This window comes from Colwellia sp. BRX10-1, from assembly GCF_014077545.1.
Classification (GTDB): domain Bacteria; phylum Pseudomonadota; class Gammaproteobacteria; order Enterobacterales; family Alteromonadaceae; genus Colwellia_A.
In genome coordinates, this window is record NZ_JACGWC010000007.1 from 85,334 (window position 1) to 103,243 (window position 17,910).

Consider the following 17,910-nt stretch of genomic DNA (forward strand, 5'->3'; position numbering starts at 1 on the left):
GCGGCAATAATTATTATAATGATAAAAATTTAGCGTGTGTTGAAGTTAGTTAACCTTGGTAAATAAGCCACGTTTAGCAAATAAAGCGCTATCAGCACCTTATTCACTAGTGGATAAGGTGCTGTTCAGATAGTGGATAAGGTGCTGTTCATAAGATTATTTTTTATTTAATGCTTCAAAATAAATAATAAACTCACTACCCTTGCCCCACTCGCTTTCAATGGCTAATTCGGCATTATGGTGATGTAAAACATGTTTAACAATTGATAGACCTAACCCTGAACCACCGGTGTCACGAGAACGTGACTTGTCTACTCTAAAGAATCGTTCTGTGATCCGGTTAACGTGTTCAGGACGAATACCAGGACCATTATCTTTAACGGAAAACTTAGCCTTGTTACCACTTCGTTGCCATAAAATGTGAACAGAACCATGGGCAGGCGTGTAAGCAATAGCATTAGATATTAAGTTAACACACGCACTTTTCAATTCAGTATCTATGCCTTCAATCCATAAGTCATCATTAAGATCAGCAGTAATTTTGTGTTGTTTATCTTGGTTAAGCCAAGTGGCATCGTCGACCAATGTTTTAATTAGTTTAGGCATATCAACAAATTCTTTATTTTCTTCATCGGCATGATTTTCTACACGCGATAAAACTAATAACTGCTCTACTAAGCGGTCCATACGTGATACTTGAGTTTCAATAGTGCTAAAAGCTTTTTGCCAATGAGGCTCGAGCGCATGTTCAGTGGTCAGTATCATTTCCACATAACCACGCACCACGGTAAGCGGTGTTTTGAGCTCATGAGAAACATTGGCAACAAAGTCACGCCGCATTTCTTCTAATCTTTTAATTTTACTGACGTCTCGGGCAAGAAAGAGTACTTGGTCACTTCCGTAAGCCATTAAGCGCAGCTCTAACTGTAATTCGCTGTTAATGGGTGAAATAATATGACAGGGCTGTTCAAAATTACCGAGTTCTAGATATTTAGAGAATTCAGGAAAACGAATGAGGTTGTCAATACGTTGACCAACATCACTGGGCCAACGAATGCCTAAAATGCGCTGAGCTTTTTTATTACCCCACAAAATAGTCAGTTCATCAGATAAGACTAAGGCAGCATCAGGTAATGCTTCAGCACCATCCCTGAATTTTCTAATTCTTTCGTTTAACTGTCTTTGTTTGTGGCGGTGCTGTCTAATTTGTCGGTACAGGCCATCATATATTTTCCCCCAGATACCTTCAGATTGTGGAGGAGAGAGTGACTTACTTAGCCACAGCCACTTAATAAGTTTAAATAAATGGTGATAATGCCAACATAAAATAACCAAGGTACTGATACAGAGTACGAGGAGAGTTTGGCCAATTAAAAAACCAAAGAACGCGCTTACCGACAATATAGTCAGTAAACGCGTGATAATACTTTTTACGGATAAACGAAAATACATAGTGAGTCGTTTTTACCTATATATAATAATAAAATGCATACTTATGTATTACACACTCGTTTTAAGCTTTCCGGAGAATCGGTAGCCAGAGCCTCGAACGGTTTGAATAAAATCTTCATGCCCTTCGCCAGTAATCGCTTTACGTAATCGTCTAATATGAACATCTACCGTTCGGTCTTCCACATAAACATTCGTCCCCCAAACATTATCAAGTAATTGTTCACGGCTATAGACTCGCTCGGTATGAGTCATAAAAAAGTGTAATAAACGAAACTCCGTTGGTCCAAGCTCAAGTGACCGGTCATTAATTGAAACCCGGTGGGCGATGGGGTCAAGTTTCATTCCATGAAATTCAATGGCTTCTTCGAGCGCGGTAGGAGAAACTCGGCGAATAACAGCTTTGATACGTGCTATAAGCTCTTTCGGCGAAAATGGCTTAGTAACATAGTCATCAACACCCGCATCAAAACCTTTAACCTTGTCGTCTTCATCGGCACGGGCAGTCAACATTATAATAGGAATAGACCGCGTATATTCATTTTGTTTTAATGATTTAGCAAGCTTAACACCTGTGCCTCCTGGCAACATCCAATCCAATAAAATCAAATCAGGATAAGGCTCAACAATCTTTGCTTTTGCCTGTTCGTAATCTTCAGCTTCAATAGCATTAAAACCATTTTGCTCTAATACAAAAGTAATCATTTCCCTGATCGGCGCTTCATCTTCAACAACCAATATTTGTCTATTCATGTAAACTTCCCGTTGTCTAACTACACTTTACTTATTGACCATTGTGATAACTTTTTATGACATTTATATTACACACAACAAGTTTAATTCATTTATCTTTAAGCCAAAAGCTTAATTTATTAATCATCATCTACAGCGTTAGTTATAAAAAAAGCGACCAAAAGTCGCTTTTTATATTTTTACAATACGGTAATTAATTAAAACTTGTATTCTATGCCTGCCGCTAAGTAATCTTGATCAGCTTCATTGTCGAGATCAAAACTCGTGTAAAAAGCAAAAAGTTTAGTACTTTTCGCTAAGGCGTAATCCGCGCCAACGGTCATACCTGAACGGTGATCGCCGCCATCATAATTAGCCGTTTGTACTTGTCCTTTAACTGTAATTTTATCAAAGCCATATTTTGCTGAAAACAAGAAACCTTCGACATCACTGCCATCAGAAACTTTTTCTTGTCTGTGAACAATAGCACCTAAGGTAAAGCCAGCGAGTTTACCCTGCACGGTTAAACGGGCCGCATCATAACCTTTTACTTCTGAGTCTACCGCGATAGCAGCATAGATCTTAGATTTTTTAAGCGCTTGATCACCATAAAAAAGGGCCATTGAGGTGCCATCTTGTCCATCAACCTCATCTTCTGCAATATAAGTAACACCCAATTGAAAACCGTTAACCTTAGGTGATTTATAAGTAACCGTGTCGCTCATGCGGTTCTCACCTTTCCAGAGCTGTTTAATATCTGCGTTTAAATCACTGAATAAGTCAACCTTGCCTTGTGACTGTTTTAATACGGTATCGTTAATACCTAACAATACTTCACCAAAATTACCTTTCAAGCCAATGTATTGATTACGGTCAGTAATGCTATCACCCTTATCACTATCACCATCAAGGTCAACTTGAAACTCTGCTTTAAAAATAACTTCAAGGCCATTACCCAAATCTTGACCACCTTTAAAACCTATACGTGAAGCGTTACTTTTAACTTCAGAGTAAGTACCAGTACCGTCATCTGATGACTGAACTGTAACATTGGCTTTACCATAGATATCAACATCACCAGCAAACGCTGATACAGAAAGAGTTGATAATAATGCCGCTGCAAGAGTGCTGTAAGAAATTTTCATATATATACCTTATTGGGTGACAGAGTCTTTTATATTAAGAACGATTTAAATTAACTAATTATTTGCCGCATATTCTGCCTAATTTATATGACATTTTTGTGACATTATGAATTATTTTTTAAAAGTTTATGACAATTTGATAAATTTAGCTAAGAAAGACTTCGTATAAGCCACAGCAATTTAAAAGAAAAAATTATTTCCTTTAAAAAGAGATAAAACACCTTATATTGAATAAAAATCATTCATATAGCAGAAAATACTTTTAACCTACCGTAAAATGTCTAGAATTAAGCTAGGTATCATAATAAAGAAGATAAAATGAAGGTAACAAGCATTTCTCGAAAACTATTGACCCGAGTGCTCTCGGTTTATTTTGTTTTAACCTTTATTGTCACCTGCGTGCAAATTGGTGCTGAGTACATTAACACTAAGAGCCACATAAACAGTGAGTTACTGACCTTAGAAAAAACATTTAGCAGCAGTTTAACACGTGCTGTTTGGGAGTTAAATACACAGCAAGCTGTTGATATTGCTGTGGGATTAGTCGCCATTCCTATGATAAAAGGCATTATTGTTACCGATGAAAATGACCAAATCATTGCACAATTAGGTGAGTTTTCTGAGGGTGAACTTTTTAATCAACCCGATAAAGTAACCTTAAATAGTGAATCTACTGCCATTAGCTCTTTTTCTGAAGGATTATTTGGCCATTCGTTTCAACTCATCTTTGAGTTTTCTGGTCGAACAACAAAAGTGGGGACCGTCGTTCTCTTATCAAGTAATGAAGTGATTTTCGATCGTATTGAAGTTGGTATATATTTTTTAATCGGTAATGCGATGGTAAAAACAGCCGCGTTAGTTATTTTATTTTCTCTCGCCTTTTCCAGCTTATTAACAAATCCGCTTAATGAACTTACTGAACAAATCAACCATTTTGATATAGATGATCCCGAAGCATCAAAGCTTCATACCATGAATTATGAAAATAACGAGCTGAACATTTTACAAAGAGCTTACAACAATCTGCTCGATGAGCTGGTGCAATATCAAAATCGACTGAGTACCGCCAAGCAAGAGATATTAATGGCAAATCATAAACTTGACGATCAAAATTTAATATTAGAACAAGAAGTCGCTAAAAAAACGTCATCGCTAAGTACCACCATGCTTGAAATGAATAAACAACAGCGTGAACTTATCGAGCAACAAAAACAGTTAAAAGCAGAAAATATTCGCCGCAGCCAAACAGAACAAACCTTAACAAAGACCAATCAAGAATTAAAAAACTCGATTCTAGAACTCAAAAAAGCGCAAGAACGTTTACTTGATGCAGAAAAAATGGCTATTTTAGGAAAATTATCCGCTGAAATATCCCATGAAATTAATACCCCTATTGGTGTCAGTATTACCTCAACCAGTTATTTATCAGATTTGTTAAATTCATTAAAAAATGATGTCGACAACCAAAAATTAACCAAACGTTCATTAGATGACTTCACTAAAAATGCTGACCAAAGTTTACATTTACTCTTTAACAATCTTAATCGCGCATCTGATTTGATCACCAGTTATAAACAAGTCGCTGTTGATCAAACGAGTAATAAAACACGCAAGATTAACGTTGCACAATACCTAAATGAAATTATTCAATCTTTGCAGCCAAAATTAAAGAAAACCAAACATACGGTTAACGTAAACTGTGTTGATAATATTGATATTTATTGCCATGCGGGGGCAATATCACAAATATTTACTAACCTAATAATTAATTCTATTATCCATGGCTTTGATGGTATAGAGAATGGCATGATTACCATAAGTGCAAAACTAAAAGGTGAACGGCTACATCTGCATTACCAAGATAATGGTGTTGGTGTTCCTCAAAATAAATTGCCACAAATATTTGACCCTTTTTATACCACCAAAAGTGGTACGGGAGGCACAGGCTTAGGCACTCATATCATTAACGAATTAGTTACTGACACATTGAATGGCACAATAGTCGCACATTCTGAGGTTGGACAAGGTCTTAGCTATGATATTGAATTTAATGATATGCGTTAAAAAATTCTTCATTGCGATATCTTAACGGTAAGACTCTGCAAGTGAGTGCTAATAGCTGATATTTAAGTTACTATATTGCTCTTTTAAAATTTATCAGCCGGTGCACTTAGTGTTCCAGCGGCGCAGGAAACTTCTATGTGGTTCAAAAACCTATACTTTTTCACATTTACTCGCCCTTTTGCATTATCAGAAGATCAATTAGAAAAACACTTAGCTGAACATTTATTCACCCCTTGTGGGTCAACAGAGCAATCGCATTTTGGTTGGGTAAATGCTTTGGGTAAACATGGCCATTCAACGGTTCATGCCGCTAACGGTAACCTTTTAGTTTGCGCAAGAAAAGAAGAGAAAATTCTTCCTGCTCCCGTTGTAAAAGATATGATTGAAGCAAAAGTTGCGCAACTTGAAGTTGAACAAGCGCGCAGCGCAACTAAAAAAGAAAGAGAACAGTTTAAAGAAGATATCATTTTTGAACTACTACCTCGGGCGTTTTCTCGTGTTACCGATACCCATGCTTACATTAATGCTGAGCATAACCTTATTGTTGTAAATTCAGGTAGCCGCGGTAAAGCTGAAGATTTATTAGCCTTGTTGCGCAAAGTTATTGGTACTTTACCCGTAACAAGTGTTTCACCAGAAAAAGCGCCTGATGAATTGATGACTGACTGGTTAAACGAGAAAAGTATTGGAGACAACTTTACTTTAGGTATGGAAGCAGAGTTTCATGCCTTAGGCGATGATGGTGCGGTAGTTCGTGTTAAAAATCAAGATCTTGATAGCGATGAAATTAAAACACATTTAGACGCTGATAAATACGTAGTGAAATTAGCGCTTGAATGGGATGAAGCAATGTCGTTTATTCTTTGTGACGATCTAGCGATTAAGCGTTTAAAGTTTTTTGATGTCTTACAAGAACAAAATGACGATATCGATAGTGACGACGTTATAGCAAAACTTGATGCAGACTTTGCCTTAATGGCTGGAGAAATTAATCGTTTGATTAATGACTTACTGGCTGAATTCAATGTTAAAGCGACAGACTACTTAGAGAGCTAATACGCTTTAGGTTACTGATGTCTCTAAAGAAAAAAGCAGCTAATATAGCTGCTTTTTCATTGCTTCACTTTATTACTTCAGTATCAATCGAGTTAATAATACCGCTAAAATAGGTAGACTACTTCAAACGAATAGAGTTGATGATATCGGTCGTGGAAATACCTTCTTCAAAGTTAAGTACTTTAACTGTGCCGCCATTGGCCATCACTTCTTTACCGCCAGCAATATCTTCAACTTTATAATCCCCCCCTTTAACTAATATATCGGGGAGAATGTTGCTTATAATACGTTGAGGGGTGTCTTCTGAAAAACTCACTACCCAGTCAACAGCGCCTAAACCAGCTAAAACTGCCATTCGTCTGTCGGTAGGGTTAACCGGTCGTCCACTGCCTTTTAATCTTTTTACAGAAGCATCGTCATTAACAGCAACAATCAAACGAGTGCCTAAAGTACCGGCATGGGCTAAATACGAAACATGGCCTGCATGTAAAATATCAAAACAGCCATTGGTCATGACAATATTTTCACCACGAGCTTTTGCTAATTTAACCGCAATTTTTAATTGCTCTTCGCTGACAACACCAAAACCACTTTCTTGCCCTGTCGATATTTCAGCTAATAATTCGGTCTCGCTCACGGTTGATGTCCCCAATTTACCAACAACAATACCGGCAGCAATATTGGCTAAAGCACTCGCTTGGGTATATTCAGCTTTTGCTGCAATAGCCAAAGCAAGTGTCGCAATAACCGTATCACCGGCACCGGTTACATCATAGACCTCACGCGCTCTAGTCGGTAAATGGAATTCGTCATGATCTCGACGGAGCAAGGTCATTCCTTGTTCACTGCGCGTCACTAACATTGCTTCTAAATCAAGGTGCACTAACAGTGCCTGACCTTTAGTGACAATATCATTTTCTGTTTTACATGCGCCAACCACAGCTTCAAATTCGGATAGATTGGGCGTTAGTAATGTTGCACCACGATAGCGTTCAAAGTCGGTACCTTTGGGATCAACTAAAACAGCTTTCCCTTGCTTTTTAGCTATAGCAATTAAATTTTGAACCTCAGATAACGTACCTTTGCTATAATCAGACAACAAGAGTAAGTCATGATTAACCAATTGAGCAGCTACTTTTTCTTCAAGTACTTTTTTATTTACTTCGCTAAGAGACTCTTCAAAATCTAAGCGGATCAACTGCTGATTTCGGCTCATCACACGTAATTTAGTGATCGTGGGAATATTAGCTTGTTGATCAAATTCACAATTAATATTTAATGCTGATAGCTTTTTTTTCAAATGCTGAGCGGCTTCATCATCGCCAGTAATGCCAACAAGAGTCGCTCTTCCACCAATAGAAGCTATGTTTAATGCAACATTTGCCGCACCGCCGGGGCGATGTTCATCTTGATTAATTTTAACAACAGGAACGGGGGCTTCTGGAGATATACGATGTGTTGGACCGTACCAATATCGATCTAACATAATATCACCAACAACCAACACACTTGCTTGCTCAAAAGCGGGAATGTCTACTTTCATCCTATGCCTCTTAACTCTTTATGGATATACAGATATAATGGTTAATATTGTATCACATGAATTTCAATGAGTTGACATCATCCCGTGAGTAAAAATAAAGTTTTACAACCTGATTTTAAAATATCCTTCCTATTACCTAAGTATTGGTTAACTTGGTTTGGGGTAATTGTTCTCTATACCATTTCATGGTTGCCTTATAAATTACAATTAATGCTCGGCAGGATGCTCGGGCGCTTACTGTATAAAATAGGCTCAAGTCGTAAAACGGTTGCGATGAAAAACTTGCAACTATGTTTTCCAGAAATGTCGGCACAAGAACGTACCCGTATTTTAAAGAAAAACTTTGAAAATACCGGCATCGCCTTATTTGAAACCGGCATGGGCTGGTGGTGGCCAGATTGGCGAGTTAGACGAAAAACAAAGATTGTTGGCCTTGAGCACCTAGAAAAAGCCCATCGAGAAGGTAAAGGTGTTTTACTCTTAACCATGCACTACTTAAGTGTAGAAATTAACTGTCGTGGCATGGGTACTGGACACCCTACGGTGGTTTTTTATCGCCCCCACAATAATCAACTAATGGAATTTTTTCAGTTTAGAGGTCGTGGCCGCTCCAATAAATACATGTTGGGTAAGCGCGACGTTAAGGGCTTAATGAAGGCACTACGTGATAAGGAAGTTTGTATTTATTTGCCCGATCAAGATTATGGTCGAAATCGCAGTTTATTTGTGCCTTTTTTTGCTGTACCTGATGCAGCAACAACCACGGGTACATTAATTTTTGCTCGCCAGAAAAACGTACAAAGTCACATACTCATACCGACCAGAAATGATGATGGCAGCGGATACACTTTAGAAATAAAGCCAATGATGGAGAATTTCCCTACCGATAATGACGAGGCTGACGTTATTCGCATCAACCAAGAGCTAGAGAAAGCCATTATGTTTAAGCCTGAACAATATATGTGGTTACATCGACGTTTTAAAACAAGACCTAATGAAGGTGACCCTTCACTTTACAAATAAGTCATGGTTGAAATCATCAGCATTGTATAAATAACAACTTTTCAGTATGGTAGTATTTATTATAAGTACACCATACTGGAATTTTCCATATGGCCTCATAACTAAGACAGCCTTATATGAACTTTTGGTTACGCAACATTATTTTTGGTTCAATTCTAATTGCTTTAGCTTTTTTATTATTTGATAACCAAGAAGAGCTATTTTCTTCTTTGTCGGATGATACCCAGGCAACAGCAGAAGTTGCGCCAATTAAACCAGCAGATAAAGCCGTTCTGGCATCAGAGTCATCGACTTCAAAAATAAAAAGTAACAATGCGGCGGCAGATGGTTTATCTCGCTTTTACGCCAACTTACATGGTGACGATGGCAGTTCAGGTCCAAAAATTCGCAATAATATAGTTTACTTGCAAGAGCCAACGGGTGACATTGTCAAACTGCTAGAAGCTCGGCGCATGGTCACACGTCCCTTACGAAAAAATTGGCGTGGCACCAATGAAAACCACCCATTTCGCTTAGGTGAAACACTCTTTCAAAAACTTTCAGAATATGCAAATAGTGAGGGTTTAGAAGTTATTTGGTGGTTAAATAGAGATTTTTTGGTCAAAGACCCTTTTCGTATTAATAAAGAAATCATCAAAACAGCTTACCAAGTTGGTAAAGCGGTTGAAGGACACTTTCGCGAAGGTATTAAGGTCTATTTTTGTCATCAGCAACGAGCCATTGTACTGATTGATTTGGATATACCCTACCTAGATGAAGAGTGTATTTTATTACCGCAAAAGTCTCAAAGACGCTAAATAATAACGTCTTTGTAGTTATCAGACATTTCTATAAAGATTTTTCATACAGTGACAGGCAAATAGCAGCAACGTTTTCAGCTATTACTTCAAAGTCCACCTTAGTCAATAACTGCTGCTGATTTTTTAAGGTCGCGTGGTGACCAAAATCACGTAACGTGCAATAACTAGTCGTTAGCTGCTTTTGTTGCTCTGAACTTATTACTCCGCAGTGCTGTAGCCCTTTAAGTAAATGCAAGTTATCGGAATATTTGCAAAGCTCTGGGTGCTTTGCACTTTCGCTAAGTACAAGGAATTGGACTAAAAATTCGATATCAACTAACCCACCCTCGCCTTGCTTGATGTCAGTGTCAGCCGATGTTGATTTATCTAAATGCGCACGCATTTTTGCACGCATTTTTAAAACATCGGCACTGACATTTGCTCGTTCACGGACGCAAGTCAGTATTTCTTGTCTTATGGCTGAAAACTTATTAGCTAATTCAAGGTTACCAAATACAGTACGAGCTCTGACTAACGCTTGATGTTCCCATGTCCATGCTTCTTCTCGCTGATATTGTGCGAAAGTATCAACATGAACGACCAACAAACCAGAGTTACCAGAAGGACGTAGCCGCATATCTAATTCATATAAAATACCACTGGCCATACGTGTATTAAAAATGTGCATAATACGCTGTGCTAGTTTCATGTAAAATTGCGAAGCGGGGATCTGCTTTAAACCGTTAGTAACCTCATTACTTTGACTATTATGAACAAAAACCAAATCTAAATCGGAACTATAACTTAATTCTATACCGCCCATTTTTCCATAGCCAATCGCAGAAAAGCCTTTATGGTTTTCACCAACTGTCGACTCTGGCACGCCAAAACGCTGAGCCATCTGTTGCCAAGCTAAATGAATAACTTCTTCAATAATGGCTTCGGCAAGAGCGGTTAAATGATCGCTAACTTTAGTTACTGGTAAGATCCCACAAATATCACCGGTCGCAATTCGCAAGTGTTGGGCTTGCTTAAATTGCCTTAACATGTCCATTTGTGCCTCCTGATCATCCTCAGGTATCCGCAACATTGCTTGTCTTAAGTCAGCAGAATAACTACTCAGCTCTGGCGGATTGTGTAACAATTTAGGATCGATTAATTCATCTAATAATATCGGATACTTGGCAATATGCTCTGCGATCCAACTACTTTGATGGCACAGTTTAATGAGGTGCTTCAATGCGCCTTCATTTTCAAATAATAATTCAATATAGGCGGTACGCGTTGATATCTTATTAAAAATAATTAAGACCCGCTCTAGCGTAAAGTGACCACTATGCTCTTGCTGTATGTGCCACATTAAAACGGGTACTAATTTATCAAGTACGCCACGCCCTCGATTACCGATACTGCGCTTTTCCATCTCAGCTCTAAATTCAGCGAGCAAACTCCATATTTTTTTAGCATCAACGAAGAAGCTGACCTGTTCGATCCAAGCAACACTCTCCTCATCTGACCATTTACTGTCCCACAATGCTGTCCAATGCTGATCTTTCGCTTGATGATTTGGACTCTCTTCGCCAATAAGTGCACAAAACTCCTGATGAACGCTGTTCATTTTTAACGCTAAAAACTCAAGAAAGTCTGGCCATGTTTGACATTGTTTATGATTAAGTGCCCATAATAAACGCATTTGATCCAAGGTATTATCTGGCAAGGTCTGAGTTTGTTGATCATTTAACGCTTGAATAATATTTTCTACTCGTCGTAAAAAACAATAAGCATCGGTCAGCACGGCTTCATTCTCAGCGGTAATAACTTCTTTCTCGACCAAAATAGGTAACACCGTTAATAAGCGGCGGTGTTGCAATTCTTTTATCCGCCCGCCACGAATAAGCTGAAACACTTGCACTATAAATTCAACTTCTCTAATACCGCCTGCACCCAGTTTTATGTTGTTATTTAATTGCTTACGACGCACTTCTTGGGCGATCATCATTTTCATACGGCGTAAGCTATCGATAACACTAAAATCAATATAGCGACGATAAACAAAAGGTCTGAGTATGGTTGAAAGCTGGTCATGATATTTGCCATGACCAATAAGACGCGCTTTGAGCATCGCATAGCGCTCCCAGTCACGCCCTTGCTCTTGATAATAATCTTCCATGGCATTAAAGGTTAAAACAAGCGGACCACTTTCACCAAAAGGACGTAAACGCATATCAACGCGATAAACAAAACCATCGGCCGTTTTTTGATGTAAGGCAGTAATTAATTTTTGTGCCAAACGAATAAAAAATTGCTGATTATCAAGACTACGCCTAGCACCTTGTGTTTCTCCCATTTCTGGGTAGGTAAAAATAAGATCGATATCGGAAGAAAAATTTAATTCACGTCCACCTAGCTTGCCCATCCCATAAACTAATAGTTGTTGAACCTCACCATTTTTGCTGTTGGGTATGCCCCATTTTTCTTGGCAGAGTAATGTTAACCAGTTTAATGCGGCTAAAATAAGCTGGTCAGCGAGTTCGGATAAACGCTCTAACGACAAGGTTAATTCAAGATCAAACAACAAGTCAGCAACGGCAATATTAACCATCTCTTGTAAACGAAACTGCCGTAAGATTTTATGTAATTGCTCTTCACTTTCACAAGGGGCAATCAGCTCAGTAAGCATTTGCTGATAATTGGGACAGTCAGTTTGGTAAACACGTTCACTTGAAAATAAAGACACCACAATGTCAGGGCACTGCAATGCACTGTTTAATATAAAGTCACTTGCCATTAATGCTTGATGAAAATCAGCGAGTTGTTGCTTGGACAAATTAGCGGTTGCTCCGGGGTATTGATGATTAAACAATTGCGTGCTTTTTTGCTGTTGCAGGGAGAGTATATTTGGTAGCTGAGTTGATTTATTCATTTAATGACCCATTTGTTAACTATGCAAAAGACAAGGAAGAAGAATTTCAAATGAAATCACGAATTAATAGACATATTATGTCTATGATGCTATTAATAACGTGTTATATATATTACACATATAGATAGCAAATTCGTACTCAAATAACCTGAGTATATGTTAATAATAGCATTTTTGAGGACACTATGGCAGGAATGCAACACATCAAATACGCTTTTTTAAGCTTGATTATTTTCTTAGTCGGTTGCTCTGATCCCTTCGAAGAAAAAATTAAACAACAAACGCCAATCACTGAGCTTCGTATTCAACAATTAGCTGACGCCTTAACGGATGGTCAGGTACGTAATGCCAGTTTAATTCATCAATATGCTGAAAAACTTCAACAGCAAAAACCTCATCTTACGCAATTAATTAACGAATTTAACAAAGATGCGACGACAAAAGGTCCAATGTATTTGTCGCTACTTGACCGTTTAGCAACCATTAAAAATCAACCAAGTATGTTTGCCAGTAAAGAAGATATCTTCAATGAACTGGTTAACATTTATCTTGCCGCTGACCCAGTACTTTACTCCGACGCATTAAGCGATCCACTCAATGTGCTTGCTGACATGTCTGATGGGGTTTTGCCGCGCGTTAACTCGTTATCAAAAGCACAAAGCAAACAAGCCAATAATGCTCAGGACTTTGGTACCGGAGAACAGTTAATTGGCAATCCAAGTTATGGTAGTTGGACGCAAGGAAGCAATGGTATGTCTTTTTGGGCATGGTATGGCATGTATTCAATGATGGGTGATGTATTTGGTTCTCGCCGCACTTCATATAATGATTGGGGTCGTTCAAGAAACTACAGTTATTATAATGATTACGGCCGAACTCGCTATAGTTCACCAAGCCAATTAAAAAAACAAAATGATTTAGATACCCGTACAAAAAAATCATTTCAAAGCCGCGGTCAAAAATATAACAGTACTTACAGTAAAAGTCGGACGGGGTCATCTAGCCTTTCTAAACAAAGTAGTACGGCACAAACCAGTGCAAAGCGATTTAGTACCAATAGTTCATACGCAAAGAAGTCTAGCTACTCAAAAAGCTCCAGCTTTAGAAACAGCAAAAGCACCACATCTCGCAGCTTTAGACGCGGCAAATAACGAGTAGGATATAGGAATTAACATGAATACATTTTTTGAAATTACTGCCCTAAATCAAGATTTATTAATTTACTTAGTTATTGATATTTCTATTGCGATTGTTTTATTAGGTGCAATGCGTTTTATTTCAGGTTTATCGGCTAAAGTTAACTCTACGCAAGAGTTAGCACAAAAAGATAACTTTGCTTTTGGCATCAGTGTCGCAGGGAGTGTTGCCGCCTTAGGTATTGTTCTTACAGGTGCAATCAGTGGTGAAAATGCGCCAAGCTACTGGATGGAATTTGTTGGCATGTTCGCTTATGGCACATTAGGCTTGATACTGATAAAAATTGGACGTGTTATCCATGATAAATTATCACTGCAACACATCAATAAAACACAAGAAATTCTCAATGAAAATTTAACCATAGGTATTGTTGATGCTGCAGGTGCCATTGCGACGGCTATCATCATTCGCGCGGTTTTACTTTGGGTGCATGGTTTAGACGTTGATACCTTTATTGCCATCATTGCCGGCTTTATTATCTCTCAAGCTATTTTATTATTAGTTACCCGCTTAAAAGAGCGCCAATACGCAAAAAATAATCAAGGTGATTGCTTACAAGAAGCATTTACACGTGGACAAACCGCAATTGCTATACGTTATGCTGGCCAATTAATTAGTACCGCTTTAGCCGTTACCGCAGCGAGTCACTTTCTTACGTACTCACCTGAAACTTTATTTTACAATTTAATCTCTTGGTTTGTATTTGCGGTCGTGATGACTCTATTAGTCGCAATATTAACAGCCATTGCCAAACGTATTGTACTGTGGGGAATTAATTTAGTTGAAGAAGTTGATCAACAACAAAATATAGGCGTTGCTTGTGTTGAAATGGCAACGAGTATTTCAATTGCCCTCATTTTAACCGCATTGATGTCATAACCTTCCCCTCTTTTACCAAAAAAGCTTTAAGGGCATAAGCACTTAAAGCTTTTTTATCTTCAGGAAGAACAGTATTACCCATTGACCTTATTTGATGGTGCTAGGTACTTTATAACTATGAATAAAAAACAATTATTTTGGAACGATACACTGCTTATTTTAACCATGGCCGTTTTAGCTGGTTGTGGTTTAATCTATGAATACCTTTTATCCCATTATGCTGGTCGTGTCTTAGGCGCGATGGAAAGTACTATTTATGCCATGATAGGCTTGATGATTGTCGCTATGGGTTTAGGTGCTTTTGCCGCACGCAAGATCACTTGTGCATTCAAAGGTTTTGTTTGGTTAGAGCTTACCATCGCGTTTTTAGGTTGCAGCTCAATTTTAATTATTGGTGGCTTAATAGCACTCACTCAAACGTTTCCACAGGTATTAGCAGACACCTTTAATTTGCCACCCGACTCTATGCCCCAGGGTGGATTTTTAAAACAACTATCGCAGCTCGCTTTTAATAGTCCCTATTTTTTTGGTTTCATCTTAGGTTTTTTCATTGGTATGGAAATTCCCCTTATCGCACGTATTAGAGAATCAATTCACCAAAAACATTTAAAAAATAACCTAGGCACTATTTATGGCGCCGATTATGTTGGCGCGGGTATTGGTGCTGCAATTTGGGTTATTTTTTTATTATCCATTGATATCAGTAAAGCCAGTGCGTTAACTGCTGCCTTAAACTTAATTGTCGGTGGTATTTTTATCTTTCATTTTTGGGATAAACTCACCTGGCGAAAAACCTTAGTTTCACTTCATATTTTATTATTGATCGCCATTGGTGTTATTTATCAGTCTGGTAATAGCTGGTTAAATCAAATGAGTAACTTGCTCTATTTAGATAAAGTTGTTTATACCGATAAGACCCGCTATCAACAACTCAACTTTACCCAACGACATATGGGAGCAGAGCAGCCAAGTGTGATTAATTTTTATCTTAATGGCCGTTTACAATTTTCGTCTGCTGATGAGTTTATTTATCACAGTTATTTAGTCAGCCCTGTTATGGCTGGTTCTGCTAGACATGACAATATATTAATCATTGGCGGTGGTGATGGATTAGCATTACGTGATGTCTTGCAGTGGTCGCCCAAAAAAGTCACCTTAATTGATTTAGACGCCGAATTAATGCAAATATTTTTGGATCCTACCGAAAAGTTATCACCATCGTTGGCGGCTCAACTTAATCAGTTAACGCAGAAAAGTTTACAAGACCCTAGGGTAAAAATTATTAATGAAGATGCCTTTTTAGCGATTGATAACTTGTTAAAACAACAGCAAACCTTTGATAGCATTATTGTTGACCTACCTGATCCTAGCCACCCTGATTTAAATAAACTTTATTCTGTTAATTTTTATGCGCGCTTACATCAGTTGCTCGCGGGTGACGGCTTAATTGGCATACAATCGGCAAGTCCATATCATGCCAAAGATGCTTTTATTGCGATTGGAAAAACAGTAAAAGCGGCTAAATTCGCTCACGTTCAGCAATATCACGATAATGTGCCAAGCTTTGGCGAATGGGGTTGGACGATAGCGTCAAAACGTGGTGCTAGCCCCCTTAACCGTTTACAGTCTTTAGAAAAATTACCAATTGAACATCATTGGCTAACACTACCTATGGTGATTAATTCATTCGAATTTTCGAAAAGCTTTTATAAGAACCAAGCAGATGTTCCTATTAACTATTTAGGTAGCCATAATATTTATCAATTACATCAAAAAGCATGGCGCGATCAACAAGGTTTGAACAATGCTTATTTACAAGAATGACAAATAAATAACAAATAATGCAAATCGGCTCTTGACATATTATGTCAAAGTGCTAAATTTACCTCAACGACATAATATGTCTGAGAGATATTTACTTTTAGATTTATTAACGAAAAATACAGACTAAGGAATCACATGAACATTCATAAAATTGCTGATCACTTAAATAGCTTAGCGGACAATTCTGAAACCGGGATGGTTTTTGATTGTCAGCCTATTTCAGGCGAAGTGGACGTTTTACAAATTACTGTTATCGACCGTGAAGAATTACCAATTTTTGTTTCTGTAACCGATGATCAAATACTATGTATCACCTACTTATGGGGCGTAGAAGAAGTAAAACCTGAATACCTTCAAGACATGCACGTAAGCATGTTAGAAATGAATATTCCGATGCCTTTATCATCATTTTCAAAAATTGGTGATAAATACGTAATTTTTGGTGCCCTATCTATTAATTCGTCTTTTCATGATATTGAACACGAATTAGGCGTTTTAAGTAATAACGCGATGGAAATTATAGATGATATGGGCGAGTACCTAATTTAATTAACCACCCTAAGGAAAAAACTATGAGTATTTTTAAAAAGATAATGACCGCAATTCGAGGTGGCGCTTCAGAAGTTGGAGAATCAATTGTTGATTCAAACGCTACCCGTATTTTTGAACAAGAGATTCGTGATTCAGAAAATCACTTAACTAAAGCTAAACGTGACCTTACTGGTGTTATGGCTCAACAAATGTCATCAAGCCGTGAAGTTGACCGTTTAAAGCGCGAAGTCACTGAGCACGAAGGCTATGCAGTACAAGCTCTTGAAAAAGGTGATGAAACGTTAGCATTAGCTGTTGCTGAAAAAATTTCTAACTTGGAAAATGATCTAGCATCTCAACAACAAGCACTTGATAGTTTTTCAGGTAGTGCTAATCGTTTAAAAGAACTAGTGAAGAAAAGTGAGCGCCAAGTAGGTGAATATAAGCGTCAACTTTCTATGGTTAAAACGACAGAAAGTGTTCAAAAAGCAACATCGGCAATCACAGATAACTTTTCATCAAGTAATTCTAAGCTGTTAAATGCTAAAGATTCTTTAGAACGCATTAAAGCTAAACAGCAGAAATTTGATGATCAAATGAAAGCGGCAGAAGTGTTAGAATCTGAAAACTCAGATAATTCATTAGCTGCTCAACTTAAGCAAGCCGGTATTGGTGGCACAGATAATAGTGCGAATTCAGTATTAGACCGTTTAAAAGCTAAACAAAAGTAACACACATGCTCGTTAGCCATTATTGACTAACGAA

Annotated in this window: 14 protein-coding genes; 9 read left to right on the top strand and 5 right to left on the bottom strand. The window is 37.9% G+C overall.

Annotated features, from left to right (window positions below):
* Positions 1–156: 156 nt before the first annotated feature.
* The 3 genes from phoR to H4J75_RS08255 all read right to left on the bottom strand — a co-directional run bounded on the left by phoR (position 157) and on the right by H4J75_RS08255 (position 3,326).
* On the bottom strand, positions 157–1,452 hold the full coding sequence (phoR, locus tag H4J75_RS08245; protein WP_182221846.1) for a phosphate regulon sensor histidine kinase PhoR: 1,296 nt from the start codon (positions 1,450–1,452) through the stop codon (positions 157–159).
* Positions 1,453–1,500: 48 nt separating this feature from the next.
* Entirely contained in the window at positions 1,501–2,202 is a 702-nt protein-coding gene (gene phoB / locus H4J75_RS08250) for a phosphate regulon transcriptional regulator PhoB (protein WP_146796261.1), read from the bottom strand.
* Between the two features lie 197 nt (positions 2,203–2,399).
* Complete coding sequence (locus tag H4J75_RS08255; protein WP_182221847.1) at positions 2,400–3,326, bottom strand: porin; 927 nt, start codon at positions 3,324–3,326, stop codon at positions 2,400–2,402.
* Positions 3,327–3,644: 318 nt separating this feature from the next.
* Between H4J75_RS08255 and H4J75_RS08260 the strand changes: the two genes are divergently transcribed.
* Positions 3,645–5,390 (top strand): HAMP domain-containing sensor histidine kinase, encoded by a 1,746-nt coding sequence (locus H4J75_RS08260; RefSeq protein WP_182221848.1) that lies wholly within the window; start codon positions 3,645–3,647, stop codon positions 5,388–5,390.
* A gap of 135 nt (positions 5,391–5,525) precedes the next feature.
* Positions 5,526–6,446, top strand: a complete 921-nt coding sequence (rdgC, locus tag H4J75_RS08265; protein ID WP_070375929.1) for a recombination-associated protein RdgC — start codon at positions 5,526–5,528, stop codon at positions 6,444–6,446.
* 118 nt (positions 6,447–6,564) lie between these two features.
* Here rdgC and hldE read toward each other — a convergent pair whose 3' ends face one another.
* Positions 6,565–7,989, bottom strand: a complete 1,425-nt coding sequence (gene hldE, locus H4J75_RS08270; RefSeq protein ID WP_182216480.1) for a bifunctional D-glycero-beta-D-manno-heptose-7-phosphate kinase/D-glycero-beta-D-manno-heptose 1-phosphate adenylyltransferase HldE — start codon at positions 7,987–7,989, stop codon at positions 6,565–6,567.
* 84 nt (positions 7,990–8,073) lie between these two features.
* Here hldE and lpxL point away from each other — a divergent pair, with 84 nt between their 5' ends.
* Together lpxL and H4J75_RS08280 are read left to right on the top strand one after the other, a co-directional pair.
* On the top strand, positions 8,074–9,012 hold the full coding sequence (gene lpxL, locus H4J75_RS08275) for an LpxL/LpxP family Kdo(2)-lipid IV(A) lauroyl/palmitoleoyl acyltransferase (protein WP_182216478.1): 939 nt from the start codon (positions 8,074–8,076) through the stop codon (positions 9,010–9,012).
* Between the two features lie 116 nt (positions 9,013–9,128).
* Positions 9,129–9,809, top strand: a complete 681-nt coding sequence (locus H4J75_RS08280) for a TcpQ domain-containing protein (protein WP_182216477.1) — start codon at positions 9,129–9,131, stop codon at positions 9,807–9,809.
* 31 nt (positions 9,810–9,840) lie between these two features.
* Here H4J75_RS08280 and glnE read toward each other — a convergent pair whose 3' ends face one another.
* Positions 9,841–12,714, bottom strand: a complete 2,874-nt coding sequence (gene glnE / locus H4J75_RS08285) for a bifunctional [glutamate--ammonia ligase]-adenylyl-L-tyrosine phosphorylase/[glutamate--ammonia-ligase] adenylyltransferase (RefSeq protein WP_182221849.1) — start codon at positions 12,712–12,714, stop codon at positions 9,841–9,843.
* 185 nt (positions 12,715–12,899) lie between these two features.
* On the opposite strand from glnE, the gene H4J75_RS08290 reads away from it, so the two are divergent.
* The 5 genes from H4J75_RS08290 (at position 12,900) to H4J75_RS08310 (ending at position 17,876) form a co-directional block, all read left to right on the top strand.
* Positions 12,900–13,865 carry a hypothetical protein gene (locus H4J75_RS08290; RefSeq protein WP_070375925.1) on the top strand — a complete coding sequence of 322 codons (966 nt, stop codon included), beginning with the start codon at positions 12,900–12,902 and terminating at the stop codon, positions 13,863–13,865.
* 22 nt (positions 13,866–13,887) lie between these two features.
* Positions 13,888–14,790 (top strand): DUF350 domain-containing protein, encoded by a 903-nt coding sequence (locus tag H4J75_RS08295; RefSeq protein ID WP_182216473.1) that lies wholly within the window; start codon positions 13,888–13,890, stop codon positions 14,788–14,790.
* A gap of 117 nt (positions 14,791–14,907) precedes the next feature.
* Positions 14,908–16,614, top strand: a complete 1,707-nt coding sequence (locus tag H4J75_RS08300) for a polyamine aminopropyltransferase (RefSeq protein ID WP_182216471.1) — start codon at positions 14,908–14,910, stop codon at positions 16,612–16,614.
* A 135-nt stretch (positions 16,615–16,749) separates the two neighbouring features.
* Positions 16,750–17,163 (top strand): YjfI family protein, encoded by a 414-nt coding sequence (locus tag H4J75_RS08305; protein ID WP_070375922.1) that lies wholly within the window; start codon positions 16,750–16,752, stop codon positions 17,161–17,163.
* Between the two features lie 23 nt (positions 17,164–17,186).
* Positions 17,187–17,876, top strand: coding sequence for a PspA/IM30 family protein (locus H4J75_RS08310; RefSeq protein ID WP_182216470.1), 690 nt, complete (start codon positions 17,187–17,189; stop codon positions 17,874–17,876).
* Positions 17,877–17,910 lie beyond the last annotated feature (34 nt).

Bases quoted from the DNA above. Each gene is read 5' to 3' on its own strand.
- phoR (WP_182221846.1), bottom strand. From the start codon at position 1,452: ATGTATTTTCGTTTATCCGTAAAAAGTATTATCACGCGTTTACTGACT.
- phoB (WP_146796261.1), bottom strand. From the start codon at position 2,202: ATGAATAGACAAATATTGGTTGTTGAAGATGAAGCGCCGATCAGGGAA.
- H4J75_RS08255 (WP_182221847.1), bottom strand. From the start codon at position 3,326: ATGAAAATTTCTTACAGCACTCTTGCAGCGGCATTATTATCAACTCTT.
- H4J75_RS08260 (WP_182221848.1), top strand. From the start codon at position 3,645: ATGAAGGTAACAAGCATTTCTCGAAAACTATTGACCCGAGTGCTCTCG.
- rdgC (WP_070375929.1), top strand. From the start codon at position 5,526: ATGTGGTTCAAAAACCTATACTTTTTCACATTTACTCGCCCTTTTGCA.
- hldE (WP_182216480.1), bottom strand. From the start codon at position 7,989: ATGAAAGTAGACATTCCCGCTTTTGAGCAAGCAAGTGTGTTGGTTGTT.
- H4J75_RS08280 (WP_182216477.1), top strand. From the start codon at position 9,129: ATGAACTTTTGGTTACGCAACATTATTTTTGGTTCAATTCTAATTGCT.
- glnE (WP_182221849.1), bottom strand. From the start codon at position 12,714: ATGAATAAATCAACTCAGCTACCAAATATACTCTCCCTGCAACAGCAA.
- H4J75_RS08290 (WP_070375925.1), top strand. From the start codon at position 12,900: ATGGCAGGAATGCAACACATCAAATACGCTTTTTTAAGCTTGATTATT.
- H4J75_RS08295 (WP_182216473.1), top strand. From the start codon at position 13,888: ATGAATACATTTTTTGAAATTACTGCCCTAAATCAAGATTTATTAATT.
- H4J75_RS08300 (WP_182216471.1), top strand. From the start codon at position 14,908: ATGAATAAAAAACAATTATTTTGGAACGATACACTGCTTATTTTAACC.
- H4J75_RS08305 (WP_070375922.1), top strand. From the start codon at position 16,750: ATGAACATTCATAAAATTGCTGATCACTTAAATAGCTTAGCGGACAAT.
- H4J75_RS08310 (WP_182216470.1), top strand. From the start codon at position 17,187: ATGAGTATTTTTAAAAAGATAATGACCGCAATTCGAGGTGGCGCTTCA.